This is a genomic window from Arsenicibacter sp. R0_47 (assembly GCF_057652235.1).
This window is the reverse complement of record NZ_JBYFCJ010000072.1, coordinates 1-5,720: the sequence shown is the minus strand read 5'-3', so window position 1 is coordinate 5,720 and position 5,720 is coordinate 1. Positions and strand designations below refer to the sequence as shown.

5 protein-coding genes are annotated in these 5,720 nt (G+C 32.2%); 3 read left to right on the top strand and 2 right to left on the bottom strand.

Annotation, left to right across the window (positions count from 1 at the left end; all coding sequences use genetic code 11):
• Positions 1-132 precede the first annotated feature (132 nt).
• Positions 133-678, top strand: a complete 546-nt coding sequence (locus tag AC23NW_RS35800; RefSeq protein ID WP_005807148.1) for a BRCT domain-containing protein — start codon at positions 133-135, stop codon at positions 676-678.
• Between the two features lie 220 nt (positions 679-898).
• Entirely contained in the window at positions 899-1,723 is an 825-nt protein-coding gene (locus AC23NW_RS35795) for a class D beta-lactamase OXA-347 (protein WP_004295324.1), read from the top strand.
• Positions 1,724-1,925: 202 nt separating this feature from the next.
• Here AC23NW_RS35795 and erm(F) read toward each other — a convergent pair whose 3' ends face one another.
• Complete coding sequence (gene erm(F), locus AC23NW_RS35790; protein WP_004295323.1) at positions 1,926-2,726, bottom strand: 23S rRNA (adenine(2058)-N(6))-methyltransferase Erm(F); 801 nt, start codon at positions 2,724-2,726, stop codon at positions 1,926-1,928.
• Positions 2,727-3,181: 455 nt separating this feature from the next.
• On the opposite strand from erm(F), the gene AC23NW_RS35785 reads away from it, so the two are divergent.
• The gene (locus AC23NW_RS35785) at positions 3,182-4,045 is read left to right on the top strand and encodes an aminoglycoside 6-adenylyltransferase AadS (RefSeq protein WP_003013318.1); all 864 of its coding nucleotides are present in this window, start codon (positions 3,182-3,184) and stop codon (positions 4,043-4,045) included.
• A 200-nt stretch (positions 4,046-4,245) separates the two neighbouring features.
• Here AC23NW_RS35785 and ere(D) read toward each other — a convergent pair whose 3' ends face one another.
• The gene (gene ere(D), locus AC23NW_RS35780) at positions 4,246-5,472 is read right to left on the bottom strand and encodes an EreD family erythromycin esterase (protein WP_009040233.1); all 1,227 of its coding nucleotides are present in this window, start codon (positions 5,470-5,472) and stop codon (positions 4,246-4,248) included.
• Positions 5,473-5,720 lie beyond the last annotated feature (248 nt).

Sequence of the window (5,720 nt, the reverse complement as noted above, 5' to 3'; positions counted from 1 at the left end):
AGACGGTATTTTGGAGACAAACTCTTTGACAGACTAGTAATTGCGAATATAACAGGTGCATAAACGGATAATCAGAAAAATCTATATGAACATTATAATTTAAAACCATATGTCATAAGTTATATTGACACAATGTTATTTGCAGATAAACTTGGGATGCCTAAAAAAATAAAAGATTTAGCAGAGAGTTTGGACTTAGAAGTAACAAATCATCACGACCCAGAATTCGATGCAAAACTTTGTGCTTTAATATTTGGCGAATTGACTGACAAGTATCCAAGTTATCAAGAACTAATAAGAAAAATTGATGACCAGCCTAAAACAAATAATAATTATTTCAATCAACCAAGTGAAGATGTTTTAGAAGAAAATGAAGAGCATTTATCAAATTATCAAATAACTCAAAACGAACTTGAAAACATTGATTTAATAGGAAAAGGAATAGTTATTACGGGCAACTTTTCAATAGAAAGAGAAGAAATAAAAACTTTTCTAATGAAAATTGGTGGACAAATAAAATCAGGAATAACAGGTAAAGTAGATTTTGTTTTTGCAGGTGAAGATTGTGGTTGGTCAAAAATCCAAAAAATAAACGACTTAAACCAATCAAAAAAAGCAAACATTAGAATTTTAAACGAAGCTGACTTAAATTATCTTATCAAAAAATACGGCATATAACATCGCATTGGCAAAATGGCGGGTTAAGTGCCAAACTCAACTTTTGTGCATTTTATTCCGCCGAATGTGTTCCACATTCAGCTTTTTTTAATAATTTAGCTTCTGTGGAAACACATCGGCTACGTCACTGCTAAATTGAACTTTTTGTCCAATTTATCCGCCACTTCGCCAATGCGTTTCCCGTTAGTGGCAACAAAAACAAACGATAATTAGACAATAAATGAAAAATATTTTATTTGTAGTTTTTATTTCAATGATATTTTTATTTGTTTGCTGTAACACAACAACGAATAAAAACATAATTGAAACAGAAATTTCTGATTTTGACAAAATTTTAGATAGTTTTCAAGTAAATGGTTCAATTCTAATTTATGATAACGACAAGAATACTTTTTACTCAAATGACTTTGATTGGGCTAAAAACGGAAAATTACCTGCATCAACATTCAAAATTCCAAATTCTATAATTGCTGTTGAATTAGGCATTATTGAAAATGATACAACTATTTTAAAATGGAATGGCGAGCAGAGAAAAATGGATATTTGGGAAAAAGATTTATCATTTAAAGATGCTTTTAGAATTTCCTGTGTTCCTTGCTATCAGGAAATTGCAAGGAAAATCGGAACAATTAAAATGAAAGAATATTTAGAAAAATTTGAGTATAAAAATATGATTTTTGACAGTTTAACGATTGACAATTTTTGGCTTGAAGGAAATTCAAAAATATCTCAAAAACAACAAATCGACTTTTTAAGGAAATTCTATTTTTCAAAATTTCCAATTTCTGATAGGACAATAAAGATTGTCAAAAATATTATGGAAATTGAGCGAACTGAAAATTACATTTTAAGCGGTAAGACTGGATTAAGTTCGATAGAAGAAAAATATAATGGTTGGTTTGTTGGTTATGTTGAAACAAAATCTAATGTTTATTTTTTTGCAACAAATGTAATTCCGACAGACGGATTGAATGTTGATGATTTTATTTCATCGAGAATTAATGTAACAAAAAATGCGTTAAAGCAAATGAATATAATGAAATGATAAATGCCACTAACATATGGTAGCCGATAATTGCCGGCTTTCGTGCCAACTTGATACTTTGGTGCTTTTAACGAACCGAAGTGCTAAATTGATACGAAAGTGCTGTAAATCCGGCAACTACGGCTACCATTTTTCGTTATGCGGCAGCTTAAAAGACGACACCAAACCAGAAAAATCATCTTGACAACCACCCGACTTTGAACTACGAAGGATGAAATTTTTCAGGGACAACTTCCAGCATTTCCAAAAAACAGTTTACCCATTGACTTGGAGACAAACAAACAATTTGAGCATTAAGGTTTAAACCGAATTTTTCCGAAATTGACCTGACCTGACTTTTCCTGAAAATCGACTTTAAAGCTGTTTTTACAGATAAATCAGGTTTCTCTAACAGACAGGAAATAAATGCTAAGTATTTGGCTTTAAACTTAAAATCAAAAAATAACTGTTTTCTTTTAATGTTTAACAGGGCTGATTTGACAGTTGGCGGTGGAAAGAAACTTTCAGGACCTACCTCATAGACAAGTTTCAAATCAAAAAAAGTATGATAGAAAACGGTATATGGATTGTAAAGCTTCCTCGAAAATAACTTTTGTGTAGGTTCTAACTGAAGGACAATGGAACCTCCCAGAAAATTTCCAAGACTCTCAAACATCAGGATTTTGAAAATATCGGAAGTAATGCCATAAGGAATATTTGACACCACTTTGAAAGGAAATTTCGGAACTGCAAAATTCCTAAAATCACAACCGACAACTTGAACATTTCGGGCATCAGAAAATAATTTTCGTAAATGTTCAACCAAAGCTGTGTCGTTTTCAATAGCAACAACATTGTTGGCGATTTTTAATAAATGAACAGTAAGAAACCCCTTGCCTGCCCCAATATCTAAAACCGTATCCTGATTACTTATATTTGCTTGTCTTATTGCATCTTTTATTAGCACTTTATCAATAGTAAAGTGCTGACCCGTAAAACGAACGGGCAATTTCTTTTTTGTCATTAGTAACTTCTTACAGGTGAATACTTGAATTCAAATCGTGGAGAAGTGAATAGACAGTATTACCCGACAGAGCAACTATGACAACGTAACGCCTTTACAAAAAAGTCGGTACACGAAACCCATAGACTAATTGTCTTGACCTAAAAGAGATTGGAATTTTCAGGACTGCCTATCACTTAGATAGAAGTCCAAGGTCTGCTGAAATACATAATTCAAAAATTGAAATTGCTTGACTGCAAATTTAGTAACTTTGCTTGACAAATTAACGAGAAAGAAGAGAAAATGAAAACCGACCGCATAACATCACCTATACGCAAGCAGGGGTTTCGTGCTTCGTAGGACAGTTAAGTGGTAAATTTAAAGTTCAGTTCTTCGTAGGAAGTTCAGTGGTTAAAATCCCTGCCTGCGTATAGCTGAGAACCGTTGTACGACATAGTAAAACCGAACCAAACAAAATGAAAGTCAGAGAAGAAAAGTTAAGAACAATTATAGAATGGTCGGAGAAAAACGAAGATGTAAGAGTTCTTCTTCTGACAAGTTCACTTGTAAATCCTTTAGCACTTGTTGACGAATTTAGTGATTTAGACATTGAATTTGTTTTTGAGGATAATACAAATTACATTTCAGACAAAAGCTGGACGCTTAAATTCGGAAATCCAATTGCTATGATTGAAGAAGACGAAAGTTGTTTTAACCATAAACACGCAATGAAAATGCTACTTTATGAAGACGGTGTGAAAGTAGATTTTAAACTTTACAGCAAATCAAAATTTATAAAGGAAACGCAAGAGAAAGAATTACCAGAAGATTGGGATATTGGTTATAAAATTTTAATTGATAAAGATGGTATTACAAAGCAAATGCTGAAACCAACTTATCAAATTTCCATTATCAAAAAACCGTCTGAAAAAGAGTTTCAAAATCTAATAAACGATTTTTGGTGGGACACAACTTACGTGGCAAAGTGTCTTGTGAGAGATGAAATATTCTATGCGAAATTTATGTCGGAAACCGTTATTCGCACAGAATATTTAATTCCTTTAATTGAATGGCACATTGCAAGTGAACACAATTGGAACATAACGACCAATAAATATGGACGGCTTTTCAAAAAGTATCTTAACCAGGAAATGTGGGCTAAAACAGAACAAACATTTTCAGGGAGCGATATAAAGGAAAATTGGACTGCTCTATTTTCAATGACTGATTTAGTTTCAGAAATAGGAACTGAATTGTCAAAAAAATTAGAGTACAAATACCCGGATAAATTAGAAAATGACATACGAAAATATTTAGCTGGACTAAAACCCAAAACATAACTACGTCGTACAACATCGTATTGGCAATAGGCGGGCTGAACGGCTTCGTATCAACGGAAGTGCAAAATTCAACTTCTGTTCTTCGATTAAAGTTCAGTGCTAAAAATCCCGCCCATCGCCAATACGCGGCACGTTATGTGAAAGAATAAAACGGCACCTCCAAAAAGAAAGTGCCGTTTCGAAATTAAATTTATAAATTCTCAATCCACTACTTCTGAAACAGTTGATTTTTCTATTAGAAAAATTCCGTCAAAAGCTTCTTCTATTTCAGTTTTTAGGCACATCGAATCAAATCGAATCTTATTACAATTTTTTAATTCCGTACTTCTGTTCATTAGTAAACAGCATTCTTTTCCTCCAAATTCTTGCATAATAAATTCAACAGAATCCGACTCTGGAAAATCAAGTGGGAATTTATCAACCCTAAAGCCAAATTGATAATCATTATCAGGATACAATGCCGCAGTTTCTCCACGTAGATTAGTTATTGCAAATGCTTTATATTTTTCTCCAAAAGTCATCGAAAGTCTTTGCCCCATTGGATAACAACTAATAAATCCATCAAAATCTACCGGAGTTTTTTGAATGTGAGCATTGTGGGCAACCAAAATAATCTTTTTACCAAGTGAATTTTTCAAAAACCAATCAATGCTTTCTGCCATATACTGGTCTTTTGCTCCCATATCTCCTTCAATTCCCCTTTCAGTAATGAAACTTTCCATAGCATCAGCATTATAATTCATATAAATCAAGCCTTTAACTTGATGAACTATCGATTGAAATTCTAAACTTTCTAATTTTGGTTGAAGAGTAATCAAACGAATGTAAACTTTTAATAGCAATGCTTTTAATTCATTATGTTCAGCTTCATCAAAAAGCGATAAATTTAACGCAAGCTGAGAAGTCGAATAGAAATCAAATTTCTCAGCAAGATTTAAAATCTTCTGTAAGACATCAGAAGAAACGATTGAAAGTCTTTGCAAATAATCAGATACAATACGAAAGTTTGGAAAATAAGAACCTCCATTTTTAGGAATATCCACACCTAAAAAGGTAATTTGATTATTATTGTCTTGATTATACCGACGAAGCCATAGCAAAGTATCTTTAAACTCATTTGGATAATAAAAGTGTGACAGTAACTTATCCAAATCGTCGAATGGAATTTGTGATTTTATCCACTTATCAACTTCTAATCCTTCAGAAAAACCAAACTCAAATGCCAAGGTGTCAAAATCACATTCAGTTACTAAAAACTCAATAACTTGATGCCTGAATGTAAAAAACTCTTTTATGAAATGTGCGTTTTCGCCTAAACCAACAATTGTAGAAGAATCAAAATATTCTCGAAATCGAAAAAGACTTTGTTTTATGGATGTATTATTTTCCGAATTAAACGGAAAAGTTAAGGGTTTTATATTTTTCATTATTACCTTATTTTAAATTAAAAATTAACGTACCAAATAGCAACCGTCTCAAAAAGACGATTTAATAATTTACTTTAATTTTTAATTACCAAGGCTTGCTGAAATACATAAAATGTGAATTATTTGAATACAAAGATACTAAAAATTCCTTCACATAACATCGCATTGGCAAAATCAGGGCTTTCTCATAAAAAAAGGCAAGAACCAGTATGTCCTATTTTTGTGGTGACGAAACTACAAAACGATGA

Excerpts from the sequence above, each read along its gene's own strand:
- AC23NW_RS35800 (WP_005807148.1), top strand. The coding sequence starts at position 133 with ATGTTATTTGCAGATAAACTTGGGATGCCTAAAAAAATAAAAGATTTA.
- AC23NW_RS35795 (WP_004295324.1), top strand. The coding sequence starts at position 899 with ATGAAAAATATTTTATTTGTAGTTTTTATTTCAATGATATTTTTATTT.
- AC23NW_RS35785 (WP_003013318.1), top strand. The coding sequence starts at position 3,182 with ATGAAAGTCAGAGAAGAAAAGTTAAGAACAATTATAGAATGGTCGGAG.